Origin of the sequence: Pseudomonas sp. App30, assembly GCF_047947025.1 — a bacterium.
Taxonomy (GTDB): domain Bacteria; phylum Pseudomonadota; class Gammaproteobacteria; order Pseudomonadales; family Pseudomonadaceae; genus Aquipseudomonas.
Window position 1 is genome coordinate 3551266 of record NZ_CP133165.1, and the last position, 21065, is coordinate 3572330.

A 21065-nucleotide genomic window follows, 5' to 3' on the forward strand; every position below is an offset into this window, starting at 1 on the left:
CGGCGCGCAGGCGCCACTGCCGGGGGGCGGTCAGAGCTTGACGTTCTGGCGGATGTTCCAGCCGTACTTGACCGGGCCGCCGTCCTTGGTGCCGTCGGCTTTCTGCGGCTGGTAGTCGACCAGCACCTGGGCGAAGTTGAGGGTGACGTTCTCGGTCAGGCGGTCATCGTGGCTGGTGCCGCCGGTGCTCAGCGACGAGATCAGCACTTCCTTGAGGGTGATGATCATGTACTCGACCTGGCTCTCGCCGCCGGCCTTGCGAATAACCAGCTTGGCTTCGGGGTAGTGCTTGCCGCTGGAGCAGGCCATCATCAGGTTCGGGCTGGACTTGTCGATGAACTTGGTGATGGACAGGTCCTGGACGTTGACCTTGCCGGCACCGCCGCCGCTGCCCAGGTGCATGCTGCCGCTCTGGGACATGCCCCAGCTCCAGCCCTGGACGTCGATTTCGTCCTTGTGCGCCGAGTCCTGGGACTCGCCCTTGATGTCACCGATCTTGATGAACATGTCTACTGCCATGATTCCTCCTGGAATGCGTTAGTGGCGATGACGCGGCGCCCGCGGCGCCGCATCGCTGTGTATCGGGGTCAGGCGCCCTTGGCCGATGGCAGCTTGGAAACCAGGCGCAGGGAGACGGTCAGGCCTTCGAGCTGGTAGTGCGGGCGCAGGAAGAATTTCGAGTTGTAGTAACCCGGGTTGCCTTCCACTTCTTCCACCACCACCTCGGCGGCGGCCAGCGGGTGCTGGGCCTTGGTGGTCTCGGTGGAGTGCGCCGGGTCGCCGTCGACGTAGTTCAGGATCCAGTCCTGCAGCCAGCGCTGCATGTCGTCCTTTTCCTTGAACGAGCCGATCTTGTCGCGCACGATGCACTTCAGGTAATGGGCGAAACGGCAGGTGGCGAACAGGTACGGCAGGCGCGCGGCCAGGTTGGCGTTGGCGGTGGCGTCCGGATCGTCGTATTCGGCCGGTTTCTGCAGCGACTGGGCGCCGATGAATGCGGCGAAGTCAGTGTTCTTCTTGTGCAGAAGTGGCATGAAGCCGTTCTTCGCCAGCTCGGCCTCGCGGCGGTCGGAGATGGCGATCTCGGTCGGGCACTTCATGTCCACGCCACCGTCGTCGGTGGGGAACGTGTGCGCCGGCAGGTTCTGCACTTCACCGCCCGACTCCACGCCGCGGATACGCGAGCACCAGCCGTAGTGCTTGAACGAGCGGTTGATGTTCACGGCCATGGCGTAGGCGGCGTTGGCCCAGGTGTACTTGCTGCTGTCGGCGCCGTCGGTGTTCTCCTCGAAGGCGAAGGCTTCCACCGGGTCAGTCTTGGCGCCGTACGGCAGGCGCGCCAGGAAGCGCGGCATGGTCAGGCCGATGTAGCGCGAATCTTCCGACTCGCGCAGCGAGCGCCAACCGGCGTACTCGGGCGTGGTGAAGATCTTGGTCAGGTCGCGCGGGTTGGACAGCTCCTGCCACGAACCCATGCCCATCACCGTCGGCGACGCGGCGGCAATGAACGGCGCGTGCATGGCCGCGCACACCTTGGACAGCTCGCCCAGCAGCTCCACGTCGGGCGGCGACTGGTCGAAGTAGTAGTCGCCTACCAGGCAGCCGTAAGGCTCTCCGCCGAACTGGCCGTACTCTTCCTCGTACATTTTCTTGAAGATCGGGCTCTGGTCCCAGGCCGTGCCCTTGAATTTCTTCAGGGTCTTGTGCAGCTCCGGCTTGGCGATATTGAGCACGCGGATCTTCAGTTGCTCGTCGGATTCGGTGTTGTTGACCAGGTAGTGCAGGCCGCGCCAGGCACTTTCCAGCTTCTGGAACTCAGGGTGATGGATGACCTGGTTGACCTGGGCGGTAAGCTTGGCGTCGATGGCCGCGATGATCGATTCGATCGACTTGATGGCGTCGTTGGACACCAGGTTGGTCTGCGCCAGGGCCTGCTCGGCCAGGGTGCGCACGGCGGTCTCGACCGCCTCGCGGGCGCGCTCGGTCTTGGGTTTGAATTCCTGCAGCAGCAGGTTGGCGAACTCGCTGGCCTGCTCGGTCACCGCCGGCTGCGGCTGACTGTCTTTCATCAACTCGGACATGGGGATCTTCCTGATCAGGTGGTGGGCTCGGAGTCGCTGGGCTTCGGCGCACTGGCCAGGGCCTGCAGCAGCGCCGGGTCCTGGATGGCCTTCATGATCACGTCTTCGGCGCCGGTCTTGCCGTCCATGTAGGTCAGCAGGTTGGCCAGTTGGGTGCGGGCCTCCAGCAGCTGGTTCAGGGCATCGACCTTGCGCGCCACGGCGGCGGGGCTGAAGTCGTCCATGCTTTCGAAGGTGATGTCCAGGCTCAGGTTGCCCTCGCCGGTCAGCTCGTTGGGCACGTGGAACGCCACGCGCGGCTTCATGGCCTTGAGCCGCGAGTCGAAATTGTCGACGTCGATTTCCAGGAACTTGCGCTCGGCGACCGGCGCCAGGGGTTCCTCGGGCTTGCCGGCGAGGTCGGCCATCACGCCCATCACGAACGGCAGCTGGACCTTTTTCTCGGCGCCGTACAGCTCGACGTCGTATTCGATCTGCACGCGCGGGGCGCGGTTGCGCGCAATGAACTTCTGGGAACTGGTAGTGGCCACGTTGCTCCTCCTGGTCGCCTGGGCGATGTGTTGAGGTCATGGCCTGCCAAGGCAGCCGGCCACTGACGATACGACGAGGTCGACGACGCTACTCGGCGTCGGGACCGCGCAAATTTTCGAACTGGGACATGCCGTCGGGAATCAGGTTGCGCACGATGGCCGCGAAGTCCGCGCTGACCAGCTGCCGCGCACGGTTCAACAGCACCGGCACCGGGCTGGAAGGCTCATGGCGGGCGTAGTAGTCGAGGATGCGCTGCAGGCTTTGCAGCACGTCGTCGCGGGTGGTGATGTCGGCATTGGCGCGGGGCGCCGCTGGCAGGTGATGCACCTGGGCGCTGGTGGCCGGGCCGTCCGCTTCAGCGGCGTCTGGCGCTTGCTGCGGCGTGCCACCCAGAATCTGTTGCGCCAGTTTCAGCGGCCGATCGAGGGCGCCCAGGTCGACACCCTGGGCCACGCCCAACTGGTCCGCTACCTGCTGCTCGATGCCAGCCAGGGCCTGGCGCGCATCATCCAGCGCCTGGCGGGTGGCCTGCAGCTGTTCGGCATCACTGTCCTGCAAGGCGCCGCGCAACTGGTCGGCGCCCAGGCTCTCGCCCTGGAAATGCTGGAGGCCGCTGGCATTGGCGGCGGCGCGCAGGCTGATGCTGCCGAACGCGCGGGAGCGCACCAGGGGGGTATCGCGCAGCAGGTTCAGGGTGGTGTCGCTGGCCAGCCCCATCAGCGCATTCAGGCGCAGGGTGGGGTCATTGTCGTCGTCGGCGTCCAGCAGCGGGTGCAGTTGCAGCCAGTGGTCCGCCAGCAGCCGCTGCACCAGTTCGAGCACGTCGGCCAGGCCGCGCAGCCCTTCCACGGCAAGCGCGCCCTGGAGCAGGAAATGACAGATGCGCAGGTCTTTGCTGCGCTGCAGAAGTTGTTCGCTTTGTTGGCTCAGTTCACGCCATTGAGGCGGCTCGGCGGCAAGTACGGCGTCGCCCATGATGCGCTCGGGTTGCCCAAGTGCGGCCCGTTCCAATTGCAGGAATTGCGGGTCGTACTCCAGGTCTTCCCCACAGGGGAATTCCTCGGAAACAGGGGTGAGCAGGCGCGCGACATCCACCAAGTTTGATCTCCTTATCGCCCGCTGGTGTGCGGGTTAATGGCACGGAAGTTCCAGTATCGAAATCGAACTGTTCTGCACCAATATGAACTCGGCGATATCACCGAGCCACTACCACATTGTAGAAAGTCCGACATTTTTGGTGTAGTTAATAGGCGTTGTCAAGGTAAGCTATGGCGCCTCGCTACTAGCCGTCATGCAGTTTGGCAGGGCCAAGAAGAATCAAAACTGACACAAAATGCGGATTTTTCGCGCAAGAAAGCGATCTTTTCGCCGAAAAATGCGCGTTTTCCCAACGCACGGATGCAGCGCGCACGGCAGCATGGAGCCATAATGCCACTACGGTTAACTATTACCAGTTATCACAAGATCACGCCCGGACAATGTTCGGAAGTGATGCTGGACAGTGGCGTCTTGAAGATTGGCCGCGCAGTAGATAATGACTGGATATTACCGGACCCCGAGCGACTGATATCATCTAGCCACTGCTGCGTGCAATATAGAGAGGGCCATTACTTCATCACTGATAACAGTACAAACGGAGTGGAACTTGCAACCTCATCCATCCGTTTGCGCAGAGGAAACAGTGAACGCCTGAGTGATGGCGAAGTTATTCGCATTGGTGATTACGAAATACTGGCAACTATCACCCATGAACTTCCACGGAACAGTGGAAGTATTTCCCCTGGTGCCGAGCCGCTGAGCTTTGAGGCCCTGATGGGCGGCCAGGCGCAGCCTGCGGCAGCCGTGCGGGTGCCGCCGCAATTCGAGCATGCGGCAGCCAGCGACACTTTGCCCGACCTGTTCGATTTTCTTGCACCGGCACCGGTGGCAGCGGCCACGCAACCGGACCATGTACCGGCCCAGCAGCATGACTTCCGCCCCCCGGCCCCCACGCCACCAGCGGCTGCGCAAGCGGCGGCGCTGATTCCCGAGGACTGGGACCTGCTGGGCACGGCGCCTGCACCCGTGCCACAGCCTGAAGCTGTAGCCCCCGTGCCGAACAACGACGTTGCGCCGGCCACCGCTCCTGACCTGCTGCAAGCCTTCCTGCAGGGCGCCGGCCTGGCCCACCTGCGCATAGACCCCCAGCAAGCCGCAGCGCAGATGGAAAGCCTGGGCCGTAGCTACCGCCTGATGGTGGAAGGCCTGATCGATGTGCTGCGCGCCCGGGCCAGCCTCAAGGGCGAATTCCGCATGCAGCAGACACTGATCCAACCGCTGGAAAACAACCCGCTCAAGTTCGCCCCCAACGCCGACGAGGCGCTGCTGTTGCTGCTGCGCCACGGCAACCAGGCGTTCATGGCGCCGGACCAGGCTATCGCCGACAGCTTCGACGACCTGCGCGCCCACCAGCTGGCGGTGATGGCCGGCGTGCAGGCGGCTATCAGCCAGCTGCTCAAACGCTTCGAACCTGCCGCGCTGGAGGCCCGCCTGGAAAATCCCGGCGGCCTGGCGGGGCTGCTGGCGGGCTCGCGGCAGGCGCGCTACTGGCAGCAATTCACCGAGCTTTACCAGCAGATTGCCGGCGAGGCCGAGGACGATTTTCAAGACCTGTTCGGCCGCGAATTCAGCCGCGCCTACGAGGAACACAGCAGCCGCTCGCGTCGGCGCTGAGCAACACCAGGATCACACGGATACGACGTTGTCATTGAGGACACAGGATGAGGATCAGCGTTTTACTGGCTGCCGCGGCGATCTTGCTGCTGGCGGCCTGTGCCAGGGACCCGGCCCCCGCCCCCGCTATCGCGGACGAGGCTGCCGCGCCCCTGGTACTGCACCTGCAGGCCATCGCCGGACTCAACCCCGGCGCTGACGGTACGCCCGCGCCGGTCCGCGTGCGCCTGTACGAGCTGAAAAACGCCGCGGTGTTCAGCCGTGCCGACTACTTCGCGCTCGCCGACCGCGCCCAGGCCACCCTGGGTGGCGACCTGCTGGACCAGGACGAGGTGCTGGTGCAGCCCGGTGAATACCGCAAGGTGACCCGCCAGCTCAACCCTGCAACCCGCCAGCTCGGCCTGGTGGTGGGCTACCGCGCGCTCGACCAGGCGCAATGGCGCGAGGTGATCGCCGTGGCACCCGGCGCCGGCGGCGAGTTGCAGATCAGCCTCGACGTCAACGCGGTGCGCAGCGCCGCCGTCGTCCCTTAATCCGAAGGAGTACCCATGTCCTGGAACAATCGAGTGGTGTGGTCGGAGGGGATGTTCCTGCGCCCGCAGCATTTCCAGCAGCACGACCGCTACCTGGAAACCCTGATCGACGCCCGCAGCCGGCCCTTCGTGGCAGGCAGCTGGGGCTTTTCCGAACTGCTGGTGGACCAGGCGTTGCTGGGCCAGGGCAAGCTGGCAATCCTCAGTGCCCGCGGCCTGCTGCCCGACGGCACCCCGTTCAACATACCCGCCGATGACCCGGCCCCGGCGCCGCTGGACATCGACGAGCAACTGCGCGACGGCCTCGTGTACCTGGCCCTGCCACTCAAGCGCGCCGGCGTGCGCGACACTGTCGACGAAGGCGAGAGCAGCGTGGCGGCCCGGTACCAGAGCCAGGTGCGCGAGGTGCGTGACGACAACTCGCCGTTCGAGAACCGCGCCCCGGTGGCCGTGGGCATTCGTGCCCTGCGCCTGCTGACCGCCCAGGACGGCCTCGATGACCATGCCGCCATCGGCGTGGTGCGCGTGGTGGAAAAGCGCGCCGACCGCGCGCTGGTGCTGGACGAGCGCTACATACCGCCGGTGCTGGACGTGGCCGCCAGCAAGGTGCTGGGCGGCTTCACCCGCGAGTTGCTGGGCCTGCTGCACCAGCGCGCCGAAGCCCTGGCCGGCCGCGTGGTGGCCAGCAACGCTGGTGGCGCCTCGGAAATCGCCGACTTCATGCTGCTGCAACTGGTGAACCGCGCCCAACCGTTGATTGCCCACCTGGCGCGCCTGAGCCCGCTGCACCCCGAGCGCCTGTTCAGTGAACTGGTGAGCCTGGCCGGTGAGTTCGCCACCTTCGCCAGCGAGGCCCGGCGCCCGCAGGAATTCGCGCTGTACCAGCACGACAACCTGGCCTTGAGCTTTGAGCCGGTGATGCAGGCGCTGCGCGCGGCGCTGTCGATGCTGATGGACAGCAAGGCCACGCCTATCCCGATCGTCGAGAAAGCCTACGGCGTGCACGTGGCCATGCTGGCCGACCGCACCCTGATCGACAACGCCAGCTTCATCCTGGTGGTGCGCGCCGACGTGCCCGGCGAGACCCTGCGTGGGCGTTTCGCCCAGCAGAGCAAGGTGGGTTCGGTGGAGCACATCCGCGATCTGGTCAACCTGCAACTGCCAGGCATCGGCCTGTTGCCGTTGCCGGTGGCGCCACGCCAACTGCCCTACCACGCCGGTTCCACCTACTACGAACTGGATCGTGGCAGCGAGCACTGGCAGCAACTGCGCCAGTCGGGCGGCTTCGCGTTCCATATCGCCGGGCAGTTCCCTGGCCTGGACCTAGCCTTCTGGGCGATTCGAGGTTAACCGGCCATGCACGACGACCGCACCATGATCATGCCGCGCCCCGGTGGCCGCGGCGCGCCCGCAGGCGGCCAGGAACCGCCGGCGCTGCAAGTGCCCAGCGCACCGATACTCGACGCCCAGGCCCAGGGGCTTACCCCCCTGGAGCAGGCCGCCGGCCCGCTGCTGACGCTGCTGACGCGCCTGCGCAACACCATCGCCCACCCGGCGCCCGCCAGCCTGCGCGCGCAGCTGCTGACCTGCCTGCGCCAATTCGAAGAGCGCGCGCAAGCGGCAGGCGTGCCGCGCAACGACGTGCTGCTGGCGCGCTACGTGCTGTGCACGGCGCTGGACGAGGCGGTGCTGAGCACGCCATGGGGCAGCGCCAGTGACTGGGGCAAGCAGAGCCTGCTGATCACCGTGCACAACGAAGCCTGGGGCGGCGAGAAGGTGTTCCAGCTGCTGGACCACTGCCTGCAAAGCCCGCGCGAGCGCCTGCCGCTGCTGGAGCTGCTGTACCTGTGCCTGTGCCTGGGTTTCGAAGGCCGCTACCGGGTGATGCATGACGGGCGCAGCCAGCTCGACGCCCTGCGCGAGCGCACCAGCGCCGCCATCCGCAGCGCCCGTGGCGAGCACGAGCGCGAGCTGTCGCCGCACTGGCGCGGCGCCCCGGCCAGCCGCGACCGCCTGGCGCAGTTCCTGCCGCCGTGGGTGGGCCTGGCCATTGCCGTGGCCGTGCTGCTGTTGTTGCTGCTAGGCCTGCGCCTGATGCTGGCCGCAGACGCGGAGCCAGTGTTCAAGCATATCCACGCCTTGGGCGAAATCCCGGTGCAGGCCATCGACCGCCCGGCCCAGCAGCCCAAGGTGGTGGAACGGCCACGCCTGGCCGGCTTCCTGGCCGACGACGTGCGCGCCGGCCGGGTGGCCGTGGAGGATGCGGTGGACCGCTCCATCATCACCATTCGCGGCGACGAACTGTTCCCGTCGGCCAGCGCCAGCATCAAGGACGATTTCCAGCCGCTGATGCTGCGCATCGCCGAGGCCATCGGCAAGGTCAAGGGCCGCGTGCTGGTCACCGGCCACAGCGACAACCGGCCCATCGCTACCCTGCGCTTCCCGTCCAACTGGAAGCTGTCCCAGGCCCGTGCCGAAGAAGTCCGCCAACTGCTGGCCGCACGCACCGACCAGGCCGAACGCTTCAGCGCCGAAGGCCGCAGCGACACCGAGCCGTTGGCCTCCAACGCCACCGCCGAGGGCCGCGCGCGTAACCGCCGGGTAGAAATCACTGTGTTTGCGGAGGGGGTCGAGTGAAGGCCGTGCTTGCGTTTGTAGTGCGCTGGTTCATCCCGGTGCTGGGCCTGCTGGCCTTGAGCCTGGTGATCTGGTTCGTCGGCCCGCTGCTGGAGTGGCTGGTGCCTGAAGGCCGGCGCTGGGCGCTGATCATCCTGCTGTTCGCCGCGTGGCTGGCGTACCGTACCTGGCGCCTGGTGCAGGCCCGGCGCCAGGCCGCCAAGGTGCTTGCCAGCCTGGCCGCCGACACCGCGCCAGACCCGGCCAGCGTGGCCACCGCCGAAGAACTGGCGACGCTGAAGGCGCGCATGGCCGAAGCCCTCGCGCTGCTGAAGAAAGCTCGCCTGGGCGGCGACGAGAAGCGCAGCCTGTACGAGCTACCCTGGTACGTGATCATCGGCCCGCCCGGCTCGGGCAAGACTACCGCCCTGCTCAACTCCGGGCTGAATTTCCCCCTGGCCGCGCACCTGGGCGCCGGCGCCGTGCAGGGTGTGGGTGGCACGCGTAACTGCGACTGGTGGTTCACCGACCAGGCCGTGCTGCTGGACACCGCTGGCCGCTATACCACCCAGGACAGCCACGCCGCGGTCGACAAGGCCGCCTGGCTGGGCTTCCTCGACCTGCTCAAGACCCAGCGGCCACGGCGCCCGGTGGATGGCGCCTTCATTGCCATCAGCCTGTCCGACCTGCTGCTGGCCAGCGAGGCCGAGCGCGCCGCCCACGCCGCGGCCATTCGCACGCGCATCCAGGAGCTGTACAGCCAGCTGGGCGTGCGCCTGCCCATCTACCTGACCCTGACCAAGCTCGACCTGGTGCCGGGCTTCATGGAGTTCTTCGACAACCTGAGCAAGGAAGAGCGCGCCCAGGTGTGGGGCATGACTTTCGCGCTGGACGACGGCAGCAGCGGCGACGGCCCATTGAGCCAGCTGGACAGCGAGTTCCAGGGCCTGGAGCTGCGCCTCAACCAGCGCCTTGTGGAGCGCCTGCAACAAGAACGCGACCCCGCGCGCCGCGACCTGATCTATGGCTTCCCCCAGCAGTTCGGTGCGCTCAAGGCCACGTTGCGAGACTTCCTGCAGGCGGTGTTCCGTCCCAACCCCTACGAAGCTCGCGTGCTGCTGCGCGGCGTGTACTTCACCAGCGGCACCCAGGAAGGCAGCCCCATCGACCGCCTGATTGGCGCCATGGCCCAGAGCATGAACCTGGACCGCCAGCATCTGGCGCGCCAGACCGGCACGGGGCGCAGCTACTTCATCCAGCGCCTGTTCACCGACGTGGCCTTTGCCGAGCGCGGCCTGGTCGGCAGCAACCCGGCCGTGGAACGACGGCGCAAATGGCTGGCCCGTGGTGCGCTGGCCGCCAGCGTGGCGCTGGTACTGGTGGTAGGCGGCCTGTGGGTTGCCAGCTACCGGGCGAACCAGGCCTACATCGCCCAGGTCGATGCCCGCGTGGCACCGCTGGGCCAGGCCGTGCAGGCGCTGACACCGGCACAACGCGAGGTGCTGGCGGTGCTGCCACTGCTCAACGCCACGCGCCACCTGGCCGACGACCCACCCAACTGGGCGCGTGGCCTTGGCCTGTACCAGGGTGACATGCTGGAAAGCGAAGCCAGCAGCCTCTACCGCAAGCTGCTGGTCGCGGTGTTCGCCCCGCGCCTGGTGAGCCGGGTTGAAGAGCAACTGCGCAGCGGCGGCACTTCAGACTTTCTCTACGAGGGGCTCAAGGCCTACCTGATGCTGGGCGACCATGCCCACTACGATCCGGCCTTCATCAAGGCCTGGGTCAGCCTGGACTGGGAGCAGCACCTGCCACGCGACCTGGCCGCCGACCAGCGCCAGGCGCTCAATGAGCACCTGCAAGCCCTGTTCGAGCGCCAGCCGCCCGACGCCCGCCTGGACGCGCGGCTGATCGACGACCTGCGCCGCCAACTGCAACAGCTGCCTGTAGCCCAGCGCGTGTATGACCGGGTCAAGCGCCAGCCACTGCCTGCCGGGGTCAGTGATTTCCGCCTGAGCGATGCGGCCGGGCGCGATGCTGCCCTGGTGCTGGTGCGCAAGAGCGGCAAGCCCCTGGGCGAGCCCTTGAGCGGGTTCTTCACCGCCAAGGGCTACCAGCAGGCGTTCCTGCTGAGCAGCCTGAACCAGTCCAACGCCCTGGCCGAGGAGCAATGGGTGCTGGGCCTGGACCCGGCGCAACAGCAGGACGCCATCGGCCTGGCCGGCGAGGTGCGCCGGCTGTACCTGCAGGACTACATCCGCCAATGGGACGCCCTGCTGGCTGACATCGACTTCGTGCCGGTGGCCAGCGTCGCCCAGGCCGCAGACGTGCTGCGAGTGATCTCGGGGCCTACCTCGCCACTGAAAAAGCTGCTGCAGGCCGTAGCCCGTGAAACCGACCTCGGCCACCTGGACAAGGCCGTGGCTGCGCAGGCCACGCCGGTGGAAAACAACGTCGACAAGCTCAAGCAGAAGCTCGGCTCGCTGGTGGGCCAGGCACCTGCAACGACCCCGCAAGCGCCCGCGGCACAGGAAGATCTGGTGACCGCGCACTTCGCCGAACTCAATGCCCTGGTGGGCAAGGGCAATGGCGACCCCGCCGCCATCGATGGCCTGCTGGCCGACCTCAACGCCCTGTACGTGCAGGTCAGCGCCATGGTCGGCGCCAGCGGCGACGCGCTGCTGGGCGAGGCCAAGAACCAGGCCAGCGCTGCGGCCGCACGGGTCAGCCTGACTGCCGAGCGTGAGCCGCCGGTGGTACAGGGGCTGGTCAAGTCGGTGGTCAGCGCCACCACCAACAGCATGATGGGTGGCGTGCGCAACCAACTCAACGCCGCCTGGGCCAGTGAGGTGGTGAACGTGTACCGCCAGTCCCTGGCCGGGCGCTACCCGCTGGTGACCGCCAGCAGCCGCGACGCCACGCTCGACGACTTCGGCCAGTTCTTCGGCGTCGGCGGGGTCATGGACAGCTACTTCCGCAAGTACCTGCAACCCTACGTCGACACCTCCGCAGCCACCTGGCGCTGGCAGCCGGGCGCGGCGCAGCGCCTGGGCATCACGCCGGGCGTGTTGCAGACCTTCCAGCGCGCGGCGTCGATTCGTGATGCCTACTTCCGCGCCGGCGGCACCCAGCCGGTGGTGCGCTTCGAGCTCAAGCCGGTGGCCATGGACAGCAGCATCACCCAGTTCAACCTCGACCTGGATGGCCAGCAGCTCAGCTATGACCACGGCCCCAGCCGCCCCACCGCGCTGCAATGGCCGAACCCCAACAGCGTTGGCGTGGTGCGCCTGGCCATCGAGCCGCCTGCCGCCAGCGGCCGTTCGGGCATGACCCTGGACGGGCCATGGGCGTGGTTCCGCCTGCTGGAGCAATCGGACCTGAGCAGCGCCGGTTCGCCCGACCGCTTCACCCTGCGCCTGCGCGTGGACGGCGCCAGCATCTCCTATGAACTGCGCGCCAACAGCGCCTTCAACCCGTTCAACAACCGCCTGGTCGCAGGCTTCAACCTGCCGGAGCGGCTATGAACCCAGTGGGCTTCTACGGCAAGCTGGCCAGCCGCGGTGACTTCATTAGCCGCGCCCTGCCGCCCGCTTTCATCAGCGCCTGGGACGCGTGGCTGGCCGCTGGCCTGCGCGCCAGCCAGGCCGAGCTGGGCGAAGGCTGGCTGGACGCGTACCTGGTCAGCCCGCTGTGGCGCTTCCTGCTGGCGCCCGGCGTGTGTGGCGAACAGGCAATGACCGGTGTGCTGATGCCCAGCGTCGACCGCGTAGGCCGCTATTTCCCGCTGACGGTGGCCATGGCGCTGCCCGGCGATACCGACCTGGCCGCCGTGGTCGGCGGCGAGCAGGGCTGGCATGAACAGGTGGAAAACGCCCTGCTCGACACCCTGGAACCGCACGCGGAACCGCAGCATTTCGAAGCCGCGCTGGCCGCACTGCCGCCCCTGGCACTGACCCCGTCGCTGCCTGACAACGACTTCGCCGGCCTGCGCCGCAGCCACGCTGACACGCCGCAGGCGCGCCAGGCCACGCTCGGGCAATGGGCCTGCCTGGGCGCCAGCCTGTGGTGGGGCACCGGCTCGCAGCGCGTGGCCCCAGGCCTGCTGCGCTGCCAGGGCATGCCGGCCAGCGAGGTGTTCACCCGCTTCCTGCACAGCCAGGGAGGCGCGCTGTAGATGGCCGCCCTTCCCGTCCAGCACATTCAAAGCGCCAGCTACAGCCATGTGGGCATGGTGCGCCAGGTCAACGAAGATGCCTGCCTGGACCTGCCCGACAGCGGCCTGTGGGCGGTGGCCGACGGCATGGGCGGCCACGCCGCGGGCGACTATGTCAGCAGCCTGATCATCGACGCCCTGCGGCGCATTCCCGGCTCGCCATCGCTGCCGGTGTACTGCAACGCGCTGCGCCAGGCACTGGCCGAGGTCAACACCTTGGTGCGCGACCAGGCGCAGCTGCGTGGCGTGGGCATGATGGGCAGCACCGTCGTCACCCTGGCCATGCGTGGTAGCCAGGGCATGTGCCTGTGGGCTGGCGACAGCCGCCTGTACCGCCTGCGCGGTGGCCAGTTGAGCAGTATTTCCCGCGACCACAGCTACGTGCAGGCGCTGGTGGACAGCGGCCTGCTCAGCGAAGCCGAAGCGCGCCTGCATCCACGCGGCAACATCGTTACCCGCGCCCTGGGCGTGGCCAATGAGCTGGAGCTGGACAGTGCCTTCCTGCACGTCCTGCCCGGCGACACTTACCTGCTGTGCAGCGACGGCCTGACCAAGACCGCCGAAGACCACGAGATCCGCGACGTGCTGTGCCACAGCGACGCCTACGCCGTGGTCCGCAGCCTGGTGCACCTGGGCCTGACCCGCGGCGCCCCCGACAACATCACCGCCGTCGTCATCAAGGCCAGCTGAAGAACCCTGAACCATGCAGATCACTATTCCTGGCTACGACATCCACGGCGAAATCGGCGAAGGCGCGATGGCCAGCGTGTACCTGGCGACCCAGCGTTCGCTGGAGCGCAAAGTGGCGCTCAAGGTCATGGCCGCGGCACTGGCCGCCGACGCCACCTTCTGCGAGCGCTTCCTGCGCGAAGGCCGCACCCTGGCACGCCTCACCCACCCCAACACCGTGACCATCCACGACATCGGCAATGTCGGCGAGCTGTACTACATGGCCATGGAATACTTGCCCAACGGCACTCTCAAGGACCGCCTGGCCCAAGGCCTGGGGCCCGAGCAGGGCTTGCCGTACCTGCGCCAGATCGCCTCGGCGCTGGGCTATGCCCACGCCCAGGGCCTGGTGCACCGCGACGTGAAACCGGCCAACATCCTGTTCCGCGCGGACGGCACGGCAGTGCTCTCGGACTTCGGCATCGCCAAGTCCCTGGACGACCGCACCCAGTTCACCCAGGCCGGTTTCGCCGTGGGCACGCCCAGCTACATGAGCCCGGAGCAGGCGCGCGGCCAGGAGATCGACGGCCGCGCCGACCTCTACGCGTTGGGCGTGGTGCTCTATGAAATGCTGGCGGGCAAGCTGCCGTACGTGGGTACCGATGCCCTGTCCACGGCGCTCGCGCACCTGACCCAACCGCTGCCGGAATTGCCCATCGCCCAAGGCCGTTACCAGCCGATCCTCAGCCGCCTGCTGGCGAAGGACCCCGCCGAGCGCTTCGCCGATGCCCATGCGCTGCTGGCCGCCCTGGACGAACTGGACCGGCAGCCGGATAACGACGCCACGCGCATCCGCCCGGTGATCAGCGCACCTTCGCTGGCCGGCCTGGAGCCGGTGAGCATCGACATTCCCCAGGCTGCTCCTGCCCCTGCCCCCGCCGAACCACCTGCCGTGTTGCCAGGGAAAAGCAAGCGCCCGGTGCTGGCCCTGAGTGCCATCGCCGTGGCCGTGCTGCTGGCCATCGGCGGCGGTGGCTACGCCCTGCTGGGTGGCGGCAAGACCAAGGCGGCCGCCGAGCCCGCCGCGCAGGTGGCGCCCCCGCCACCGGCCGTTGCCGCCGAACAGGACGGTGGCAACCGACCGCTGCTGATGGCGGGCAAGAAAACCCTGTTCCAACGCATTCTCAGCAAGCCTGGCGCCAGCCTGGCAGCCGAGCCCGGCGCCAAGGGCGGCAAGGCGCTGCCAGCGTTCTCGGTGCTCTATGTGTACCAGCGCAAGGCTGTCGATGGCGTTGAATGGCTGCGGGTGGGCGCAGGCACCGAAGGCCACAGCGAAGGCTGGCTGGCCGCCGGCCAGGTCAGCGACTGGAAGCAGAGCCTGGTGCTCAAGTTCACCGAGCGTTCGGGCCGCGCGCCAGTGATGTTCCTCAACGCTGCCAGCAGCGTTGAACGCCTGCTGGCCGACCCTGCTGCCGCCCGCCGCGCCCTCACGCAGGCCCAGGCGGGCCAGGGCGATGGCAAGTTGCTGCTGGCCCTGGAGCCAGGCGCCAGTGCTATCCCCCAGGACAAGTTCTACCTGCTGCCCATCTTCGACTCGAAGGAAAGCTTCGATGACAACGGCCAGCCGGTACAACTGCTCAACGTCGCCTCCATCGACCCGGGCACCAACGACGGGCCAGCGGCCACGGCCAAGACCGACGCCTTCCGCACGGCCGTGGTGCTGGTGGTGGACACCTCGGTGTCGATGCAGCCCTACATCGACCAGGTCACCGCCGTGGTTCACGAGCTGCAGAGCCAGATTGCCCAGCGCGGCGAGCTGGATAACGTCAGCTTCGGCCTGGTGGGCTTTCGCAACAACCTCAGCAAGACCCCGGGCCTGGAGTATCTGGCCAAGACCCTGATCCCCCTGGACCAGGGCCGTGACCCGCAACGCTTCCTGGACCTGGCCCGGCAGGTGAAAGCCACCACGGTGTCCAGCCAGTCGTTCAACGAAGACGCCTTCGCCGGGGTGATGCAGGCCGTGCAGGGCATGGATTGGTCGCCGTACGGCGGCCGGCTGATACTGCTGGTAAGCGACGCCGGCGCGCTGCGCAAGGCCGACCCGCTGAGCAGCACGCACATGAACGAGGCCGAAGTCCGCCAGGCGGCGCTGAACAAGCAGATCAAGATTTTTGCCCTGCACCTGCGCACCGATGCCGGCAAGAACAACCACGCCTCCGCCGAGCAGCAGTACCGGGTGCTGACCGCCGACGCCAACCCGCAGATCGGCGATCTCTACGTGCCCATTCCCGGTGGCGACGTGCAGCGCTTCGGCGAGCGCGTCAGCGAGATCGGCTCGGTGTTCGCGCAACTGGTGCATCAGGTGCGCAGCGAATCGCCGGCAGTGCCGCTGCTGGCCAAGTCACCGAGCCTGAGCGATAAATCCGCCGCCATCGGCTACGCCATGCACATGGATTTCCTTGGCCACCGCGCCGCCAACCGCGCCCCCCAGCTGGTCAGCGCCTGGACCGCCGACCGCGACCTGACCAACCCGGCGCTGCCGGCGTTCCAGGTGTGCGTGCTGCTGACCAAGCTGCAGCTCAACGACCTGCAACAGTCGTTGAAGCTGATCGTCGACGCTGCGCGCAAGACCCAGACTTCACCCAAGGACTTCTTCCAGGAGATCGCCAGCGCCAGCGCCTACATGAGCCGCGACCCCTCGGCACTGCGCAGCGGCGCCAACCTGGCCGACGGCGGCGTGCTGGGCGAATACCTGCAAGGCCTGCCCTACCGCAGCAAAGCCCTGACCATGACCCAGGACCTGTGGTTGTCGCTGTCGGTGGCCGAGCAGCAGGACTTCATCGACGAGCTGGAATCGAAGATCCAGCTCTACGAAACCTTCCACAACGACCTGGCCAACTGGGTGCGCTTCGGCGACGCCGAGCCGGGTGACGCGCTGTACCGCGTGCCACTGTCGACGCTGCCATGATGATGCTCGACCTGCACGAGGTGCGTACCACGCGCGGCCAGGGCGCCCAGCGCTACAGCCTGGAAATCGAGCGGCTGCAGCTGGCTGCGGGTGAGCAGTTCGCCCTGGTGGGCCCCAGCGGGTGCGGCAAGAGCACCCTGCTCGACCTGCTGGCCCTGGTGGCGGCCCCGGAGCACGCTGCGCGCTTCCAATTCTGCGGGCAGGACGTGCGCGGCCTCTGGCGCGCCAACCAGCAGGACCGCCTGGCAGACCTGCGCAGCCGCCACCTGGGCTATGTGCTGCAGACCGGCGGCCTGCTGGGCTTCACCAGCGTGCGCGGCAACATCAGCCTGCCGCGGGCACTGCTGGGGCTGCCCGAGGACGGCAGCGTCGAGCGCCTGGCCGAGCAGCTGGGCATTGCCGAGCAGTTGGGCAAGAAGCCGGCGCAATTGTCCGTGGGCCAGCGCCAGCGGGTCAGCTGCGCCCGCGCCCTGGCCCATGGCCCTCGCTTGCTGCTGGCCGATGAGCCGACGGCGGCACTCGACCCGCTCAATGCCGAGCGGGTGATGCAACTGCTGTTGGCCCAGGCCAGTGCACAAGGCGCCACGCGCCTGATTGCCACCCACGACGAACAATTGGCCGAACGCTGCGGCCTGCCCATGTTGCGCCTGGCGCTGGTGCGCGACAGCGACGGCGGCGTGACCGCACGCCTGGAGCACGGCTGATGCGCGCCGCCCTGATCATGACGCTGGCCTGGCAGGACTTCCGCGACGAGTGGCGGCTGTCGCTGTGCGCGGTGCTGGCGCTGGTGGCCGTGATCGCCCCCTTGCTGTTGTTGTTCGGCCTCAAGTTCGGCCTGATCGGCAGGCTCACCGAGCGCCTGCAACAAGACCCGGCCACGCGCGAAATTATCCCGCTGGCCGGTGGCCGCTTCAGCGCGGCGGACATCGCTGCGCTGGCTGCGCGCCCCGACGTGGCGTTCGCTTTGCCGCGCACCCGGCAGATCGCCGCCACCGCCGACCTGCTTGATCCCCAGGGCAAGACACTGCCGGTGGAGATGATCCCTACCGGCGCGGGCGATCCGTTGCTGGGCAGCATCGCGGCGCCCGCAGGCCTGACCGATGTCCTGCTGAGCCAGACCACCGCGCAAAAACTCGGCGTCCATGCCGGGCAAGCGGTCGATGCCTTGATCACCCGCCAGGACGCAGGCCAGGTGCAGGTCCGCCGCCTGACCCTGCTGGTGAAAGCTGTGCTGCCCATCAGCGCTTTCCAGCGTGACGCCATTTTTGCTCCCCTGGCCTTGCTGGAAGCCGCCGAGGATTACCGCGATGGCCGCGCCGCGCCCGCCCTCGGCTGGCCCGGCAGTGCGGCGGGCAACGCCAGGGTTTACCCGGCGTTCCGCCTGTACGCCCGGGACCTGGCTGCCGTCGAACCGCTACGCCAGTTCTTCGCCCGCCAAGGGTTGGTCGTGGCAACACAAGCCAGCGCCATCGAGCAGGTCCAGGCACTGAGCCAGCGGCTCTCCACGGTGTTCTGGCTGATTGCCGGGCTCGCCTGCGCCGGCGCTTTTGCCGCCATCGCCGCCGGCACCCTGGCAGCGGTGGAGCGCAAGCGCCGGGCATTGTCGGTCCTTCGTTTGCTGGGGCTGCGCACCGGCGCGTTGCTCGGTTTCGTCTTGGCGCAGGCGCTGTACAGCGCCTTGCTGGCCGCCCTGCTCGCCGCGCTGCTCTACGGCCTGGGCGCCAGCCTGCTCAACCACCTTTTCGATCAACTGGCCAGCCACTTGCTGCCAGCCCACCTGGCCGTCGCCCTGCTGGCGATTGTGCTGGTCAGCCTGCTCGCGGCCACCGCCGGCGGCTGGCGCGTGACCCGCCTGCAGGCCGCACAAGGAATTCGCGATGTTTAGACACTGGGCCTTCGCGGCGCTGATGGCGGCCAGTTCGCTAGCCATGGCCGACGACAACAAGTTCGACAACCCCAAGCCGCTGCCCGATGACGTCAGCCTGCCGCTGCCCTGCGACGGCGAAATGGTGTTCCGTTATGTCTACGTGCTGGCCAACGGGCCGCTGGACGACCGCGAGATCAACCTCGGCTACCCGTTCAGCGAGGGCGAGGCCGGCTACAAACAGTCGTTCATTTCCGGCTACCGCCGCGACTACATCAACGGCCAGTTCACCCTCAATGACCTGGCGGCGGACTGGCGCAAGACCCTCACCCCGCTACTGCCCAGGAAAGGCCCCGGCAACCCGCTGAAGCCGATGCTGTATTTCATCGGCAAGTACGAGGTCACTGCCCGCCAGTACGCCCAGGTAATGGCACAGGCGCAATCACTGGCCAGCGGCGAGGCGCCCCCAGCCTGCGAGGCCGATGCTGCCATGACCGGGCGCCTGCCCAAGGTCAGCCTGTCGCACTTCGAAGCGGAACGTTTTGCCGCGGTGTACAGCGCCTGGCTGATGAAATACCACCGCGAGTTGCTGCCTGTGAGCGGTCGCGGTACCAGCGCCGAAGACGGCGGCCTGGGCTTCGTGCGCCTGCCTACCGAGGTGGAATGGGAGTATGCCGCCCGTGGCGGCCAGGCGGTCAGCCGCCAGGAACTGGAGGGGCGGCTGTTCCCCCGCCACGCCGAAGGCAGCGATGAAGATGGCCCGCTTTCTGACTATGCCGTGTTCAGCCAGGTCGCTGGCGGCACCGGGCAAGGCGCGCGGCTGATGCCGATTGGCACCAAGTTGCCCAACCCCATCGGCCTGTTCGATGTGATCGGCAACGCCGCCGAAATGGTCCAGGAGTCCTTCCAGCTGGTCAGCGCCGGACGCCGCCAGGGCACCTACGGCGGCTTCGTGGTCAAGGGTGGCAACTACCTCGAAGGCGAGATGACCTTGTTCACCGGCATGCGCCGCGAGTACCCGCTGTTCGCCGCCGACGGCACCGAGCAGCGCAACGAGACCACCGGTTTCCGCGTGGCCTTGGGCGCCCTCGCCGCGCCGCGTTCGCGCTACAGCGAGCTGTTTGCCCAGTGGCAAAAAGAAGGCCGGCTGGCTTCGCTGACCGACGCCATCGACGACGCCCAGGACCCGACCAAGCGTCTGGACAGCATCATCGCCGCCAGCGTCGACCCTCGCCTGCAGGCTGAGCTGGGGCTGGTCAACGAAGAGCTCAAGCGCAACGTCTCGCTGATCGCCAAGCAGCGCGAGGAAGCCGCCGGCAACCTGATCCAGTCCTCGGCCCTGGTGGCCGAGACCATCAATAACTACAACATCCGCCTGACCAACCTGCGCACCACGCGTGAAAAGGCGTTGGCCATGAAGGACCAGGCCAGCGCCGACCTGCTCGGCTCGGCCATCGACAACGGCCGCAGCGCGCTGGATGGCGCCGTGGCGATCTACATCGACAACCTGGCCACGGGCACCCGTTACACCGACGCGGTGATCCAGGCGCAGTTTCAACGAGTCAAGGAAGAACTGGGGCGCAAGCCGGTACTGGGCAAGAGCCTGGTAGCACGCGCCACATTGTTCGTCACCCACGTGGGCCAGTACCGCAAGCAACAGCGGGCTGACCCCGAGGTGATTTTGAAGGAACTGCTCGCCCAGGCTGGCAAGAAGTAAGCCGGGCCCACGAGCGAGCGAACAAAGGGTGGGCAGCCATGGTGGCAGCCCGCCGCAACAGCTAAACCAAAGGAAGAGACACTTATCATGCGTTCGACCCTCAACACCTTTACTGCCGCCAGCGCCCGCCGCAGTGCACTGCTGATCGCCACCAGCTTCACCCTGGTACTGGGCGGCTGCGCCAGCGCGCCAACCTCCAAGGTGGCGCAGACCACCAAGGTCGAGTACTACCCCACCTGCTACGAGCCGGTAGAACACCTGCGCAGCACCAACTCGGACATGACCAAGTCGGTAGCAACCGGCGCGGTGGTGGGCGGCCTGCTGGGCGGCGTGACCGGCGCCCTGGCTGGCGACAAGGAGAAGATGGGCCGCAACGCCGCCATCGGCGTGGCCGGCGGTGCACTGGCCGGCGGCGCAGTGGGTTACTACACCCAGAAGCAACAGCAGATCACCGACGACAAGCAGCGCATCGGCTCCTACGCCACCGACGTCGACAGCAGCACCCAGTCCCTGGACCGCAACATCGCCTACGCCAAGGCTTCGCAGACCTGCTACCAGGCCGAGTTCGATCGCCTGATTTCGGCTCGCAAGGCCAAGACCATCAGCGACACCGAAGGCCGTCGTCGCCTGGCCGAGATCGTCTCGGGCCTGCGTGAAAGCAACCAGTTGATCGTGGCCGCCAACGGCAAGGCCACCCAGGACGTCGACTCCTACTCCCAGGCCTATGAGAAAGACCTGCAACAGGTAGGCGTGCAGCGCCAGGACGTGGTCACCGTGGCCACCGCCGACAGCACCTCGGTAGTGCCGACCAAGGCCAAGACCAAGGTCAAAGTGAAGAAGCCCGCTCCAAGCAACGTGCCTACCCAGGCCGTGAGCACCGAGAAGAGCCTGCAGAACGCCCAGGCCAAACAGGCTGAAGGCAAGCAAGTGGCCGCCAACGGCCAGAGCCTGATGGCCAAGGTGTGCAGCAGCCCGGACATGGGCGACTGGGCACCGGACAGCTGCAAGGCTTGAGCTGACGCAGGCTAGACCTAGGCCCCCAGCTGCTTCAGCGGCTGGGGGCTTTTCTTTGCCTGGGATTTGGGATTTAGACCGGAGTGTTCCACGTGGAACGTGCGCTTGACCGTTGAAACTGTCAGTTACTCCTTCGGCGAGGCGCTATTG

At 67.2% G+C, this 21065-nt stretch carries 16 protein-coding genes; 12 read left to right on the forward strand and 4 right to left on the reverse strand.

Features of this window, described 5'->3' with window-relative positions; genetic code table 11:
- Positions 1-30: 30 nt before the first annotated feature.
- From RAM80_RS16580 to tssA, 4 genes are all read right to left on the reverse strand, one after another.
- Positions 31-519 carry an Hcp family type VI secretion system effector gene (locus RAM80_RS16580; RefSeq protein WP_416421577.1) on the reverse strand — a complete coding sequence of 163 codons (489 nt, stop codon included), beginning with the start codon at positions 517-519 and terminating at the stop codon, positions 31-33.
- Positions 520-587: 68 nt separating this feature from the next.
- A complete protein-coding gene (gene tssC / locus RAM80_RS16585) occupies positions 588-2081 on the reverse strand; it encodes a type VI secretion system contractile sheath large subunit (RefSeq protein ID WP_416421578.1) in 1494 nt (497 codons plus the stop codon).
- Between the two features lie 14 nt (positions 2082-2095).
- Positions 2096-2611: a type VI secretion system contractile sheath small subunit gene (gene tssB / locus RAM80_RS16590; RefSeq protein ID WP_416421579.1), complete on the reverse strand. Its 516-nt coding sequence runs from the start codon at positions 2609-2611 to the stop codon at positions 2096-2098.
- 88 nt (positions 2612-2699) lie between these two features.
- The gene (gene tssA / locus RAM80_RS16595) at positions 2700-3707 is read right to left on the reverse strand and encodes a type VI secretion system protein TssA (protein WP_416421580.1); all 1008 of its coding nucleotides are present in this window, start codon (positions 3705-3707) and stop codon (positions 2700-2702) included.
- 333 nt (positions 3708-4040) lie between these two features.
- Between tssA and tagH the strand changes: the two genes are divergently transcribed.
- From tagH to tagQ, 12 genes are all read left to right on the forward strand, one after another.
- Positions 4041-5324 carry a type VI secretion system-associated FHA domain protein TagH gene (gene tagH, locus RAM80_RS16600; RefSeq protein ID WP_416427500.1) on the forward strand — a complete coding sequence of 428 codons (1284 nt, stop codon included), beginning with the start codon at positions 4041-4043 and terminating at the stop codon, positions 5322-5324.
- A gap of 47 nt (positions 5325-5371) precedes the next feature.
- Positions 5372-5857 carry a type VI secretion system lipoprotein TssJ gene (gene tssJ / locus RAM80_RS16605; RefSeq protein WP_416421581.1) on the forward strand — a complete coding sequence of 162 codons (486 nt, stop codon included), beginning with the start codon at positions 5372-5374 and terminating at the stop codon, positions 5855-5857.
- Between the two features lie 15 nt (positions 5858-5872).
- Positions 5873-7207, forward strand: a complete 1335-nt coding sequence (gene tssK / locus RAM80_RS16610; protein ID WP_416421582.1) for a type VI secretion system baseplate subunit TssK — start codon at positions 5873-5875, stop codon at positions 7205-7207.
- 6 nt (positions 7208-7213) lie between these two features.
- Positions 7214-8494: a DotU family type VI secretion system protein gene (locus RAM80_RS16615; RefSeq protein ID WP_416421583.1), complete on the forward strand. Its 1281-nt coding sequence runs from the start codon at positions 7214-7216 to the stop codon at positions 8492-8494.
- Positions 8491-11994: a type VI secretion system membrane subunit TssM gene (tssM, locus tag RAM80_RS16620; protein ID WP_416421584.1), complete on the forward strand. Its 3504-nt coding sequence runs from the start codon at positions 8491-8493 to the stop codon at positions 11992-11994. The genes RAM80_RS16615 and tssM overlap by 4 nt, the downstream gene beginning before the upstream one ends.
- Positions 11991-12644: a type VI secretion system-associated protein TagF gene (gene tagF, locus RAM80_RS16625; protein ID WP_416421585.1), complete on the forward strand. Its 654-nt coding sequence runs from the start codon at positions 11991-11993 to the stop codon at positions 12642-12644. Before tssM ends, tagF begins: the two co-directional genes overlap by 4 nt.
- The gene (locus RAM80_RS16630) at positions 12645-13373 is read left to right on the forward strand and encodes a PP2C family protein-serine/threonine phosphatase (RefSeq protein WP_416421586.1); all 729 of its coding nucleotides are present in this window, start codon (positions 12645-12647) and stop codon (positions 13371-13373) included.
- A gap of 13 nt (positions 13374-13386) precedes the next feature.
- On the forward strand, positions 13387-16320 hold the full coding sequence (locus tag RAM80_RS16635; protein WP_416421587.1) for a serine/threonine-protein kinase: 2934 nt from the start codon (positions 13387-13389) through the stop codon (positions 16318-16320).
- A 2-nt stretch (positions 16321-16322) separates the two neighbouring features.
- Entirely contained in the window at positions 16323-17024 is a 702-nt protein-coding gene (locus RAM80_RS16640) for an ABC transporter ATP-binding protein (RefSeq protein ID WP_416427501.1), read from the forward strand.
- Complete coding sequence (locus RAM80_RS16645; protein ID WP_416421588.1) at positions 17024-18205, forward strand: FtsX-like permease family protein; 1182 nt, start codon at positions 17024-17026, stop codon at positions 18203-18205. Before RAM80_RS16640 ends, RAM80_RS16645 begins: the two co-directional genes overlap by 1 nt.
- Positions 18206-18227: 22 nt before the next feature.
- On the forward strand, positions 18228-19901 hold the full coding sequence (locus RAM80_RS16650) for a formylglycine-generating enzyme family protein (protein WP_416427502.1): 1674 nt from the start codon (positions 18228-18230) through the stop codon (positions 19899-19901).
- An 87-nt stretch (positions 19902-19988) separates the two neighbouring features.
- Entirely contained in the window at positions 19989-20915 is a 927-nt protein-coding gene (gene tagQ / locus RAM80_RS16655) for a type VI secretion system-associated lipoprotein TagQ (RefSeq protein WP_416421589.1), read from the forward strand.
- The last annotated feature ends 150 nt before the right edge of the window (positions 20916-21065 follow it).

What these genes read in the sequence shown, in the direction of transcription:
- RAM80_RS16580 (WP_416421577.1), bottom strand. Translation starts at nt 519, where the DNA reads ATGGCAGTAGACATGTTCATCAAGATCGGTGACATCAAGGGCGAGTCC.
- tssC (WP_416421578.1), bottom strand. Translation starts at nt 2,081, where the DNA reads ATGTCCGAGTTGATGAAAGACAGTCAGCCGCAGCCGGCGGTGACCGAG.
- tagH (WP_416427500.1), top strand. Translation starts at nt 4,041, where the DNA reads ATGCCACTACGGTTAACTATTACCAGTTATCACAAGATCACGCCCGGA.
- tssJ (WP_416421581.1), top strand. Translation starts at nt 5,372, where the DNA reads ATGAGGATCAGCGTTTTACTGGCTGCCGCGGCGATCTTGCTGCTGGCG.
- tssK (WP_416421582.1), top strand. Translation starts at nt 5,873, where the DNA reads ATGTCCTGGAACAATCGAGTGGTGTGGTCGGAGGGGATGTTCCTGCGC.
- RAM80_RS16615 (WP_416421583.1), top strand. Translation starts at nt 7,214, where the DNA reads ATGCACGACGACCGCACCATGATCATGCCGCGCCCCGGTGGCCGCGGC.
- tagF (WP_416421585.1), top strand. Translation starts at nt 11,991, where the DNA reads ATGAACCCAGTGGGCTTCTACGGCAAGCTGGCCAGCCGCGGTGACTTC.
- RAM80_RS16630 (WP_416421586.1), top strand. Translation starts at nt 12,645, where the DNA reads ATGGCCGCCCTTCCCGTCCAGCACATTCAAAGCGCCAGCTACAGCCAT.
- RAM80_RS16635 (WP_416421587.1), top strand. Translation starts at nt 13,387, where the DNA reads ATGCAGATCACTATTCCTGGCTACGACATCCACGGCGAAATCGGCGAA.
- RAM80_RS16640 (WP_416427501.1), top strand. Translation starts at nt 16,323, where the DNA reads ATGCTCGACCTGCACGAGGTGCGTACCACGCGCGGCCAGGGCGCCCAG.
- RAM80_RS16645 (WP_416421588.1), top strand. Translation starts at nt 17,024, where the DNA reads ATGCGCGCCGCCCTGATCATGACGCTGGCCTGGCAGGACTTCCGCGAC.
- RAM80_RS16650 (WP_416427502.1), top strand. Translation starts at nt 18,228, where the DNA reads ATGGCGGCCAGTTCGCTAGCCATGGCCGACGACAACAAGTTCGACAAC.
- tagQ (WP_416421589.1), top strand. Translation starts at nt 19,989, where the DNA reads ATGCGTTCGACCCTCAACACCTTTACTGCCGCCAGCGCCCGCCGCAGT.